Annotated in this window: 2 protein-coding genes; both read right to left on the bottom strand. The window is 59.0% G+C overall.

Translation table 11 applies throughout. The annotated features are described in order from the left end of the window. A partial coding sequence (locus tag ABG996_RS10760; RefSeq protein WP_347500993.1) for an aminotransferase occupies positions 1-992 on the bottom strand: 992 nt, incomplete at its 3' end. Positions 993-1,141: 149 nt separating this feature from the next. Further along, positions 1,142-1,231 (bottom strand): arginine deiminase family protein (locus ABG996_RS10755; RefSeq protein ID WP_221696322.1); only part of this gene is annotated, 90 nt, incomplete at its 5' end.

Raw genomic sequence — 1,231 nt, 5'->3', positions numbered from 1 at the left:
CTCTCGGACAGCAGGCGCTTGCAGAACTCCTCATCGTCCTCGGGAATATCAAGCTGGATAAACGAGGTAGACACGCCCCGCGGGGCCGTCCAGGAGACACGATGCTGCGTATCGATCCAAGCCTGTGCGATATCGCGGTTGCCAAACACGATCTTGCGGTTGCGCTTGAGGATCTTGTCCTTGTGCTCAAGCACATAGGTCGCCAAGGCGTCGTTGAACACGCCACCGCAGATCATGGTGTAGTCGCGGTAGGTGCGGATGCGGTTGGACACCTCTTCGTCCGCAACGACCCAGCCCACGCGGGCTGCAGGCGTCGAATAGGTCTTAGACACCGAGTTGGTGACAATGGCCCTCTCATACACGTCGGCCATCGACATAAAGGACTCGGTGTTCTCGAGCGGTAGATACACCTCGTCGCACAGCACGTAGGCGCCCACCGAACGGGCAATCTCGGCAATCTGCCCGAGCGTATCGGCATCAAGCACCGTACCGATGGGGTTCGATGCGTTATTGATGCAGATGAGCTTCGTGTTGGGGCGAACGAGACGCTTGAGCTGATCGATATCGGGTTTCCATCCGAGCTCCTCGCGAAGCTCCCAATACTCGACCTCGGCACCGAGCGTACGCGGAATCTCGTAGAGCGGCGCGTATGTGGGCCACTCGGCGATGACATGGTCGCCGGGCTCTACCACGGCCATGATGGCGTTGAGGTTGGCACCCGTGCAGCCATTGGTCTGCAGAATGTGATCGGGATTGACCTCGCGACGATACAGCTTGGCGACCTCGGCCTTAAACTCCGGCGAACCCTCGATCCAGCCGTAGTTCATCTTCTCGCGATCCAGGCGCTCGTAGAACGTGGCGCCGTCCTGCTCGTCAAGCGCGCGAAGCTCGCCCATGGTCAGCGACGAGATCGTCGACTGGGCAATGTCCCACGTGGCACTCTTCTCCCAAACGTTAAGCCACTCCTCAACGCCAATCGTCTTGATGTTCATGGCCAAGCTCCTTACAAAAGCAGTCATCCAATCGTGTTGACGTTCCTCATACAAGATTGGGGCGGTGCGAAAACCCGCACCGCCCCATTGGGAGACATCTAATGGCAGCTAGATGTTTGTATTAAGAACCGCACGGTTCTTTGAAAACCTTAGAGGTCCTCGCGCCAGAAGGGCATGCTCATGCAGCGCGGGCCGCCGCGGCCGCGGGAGAGCTCGGCAGAGGGCACGACGAGAAGGTC

This window comes from Collinsella aerofaciens (assembly GCF_039836695.1).
GTDB lineage: Bacteria > Actinomycetota > Coriobacteriia > Coriobacteriales > Coriobacteriaceae > Collinsella > Collinsella aerofaciens_BD.
Note: the sequence above shows the minus strand (reverse complement) of the source record. Positions and strands in the feature narration are given on the sequence as shown.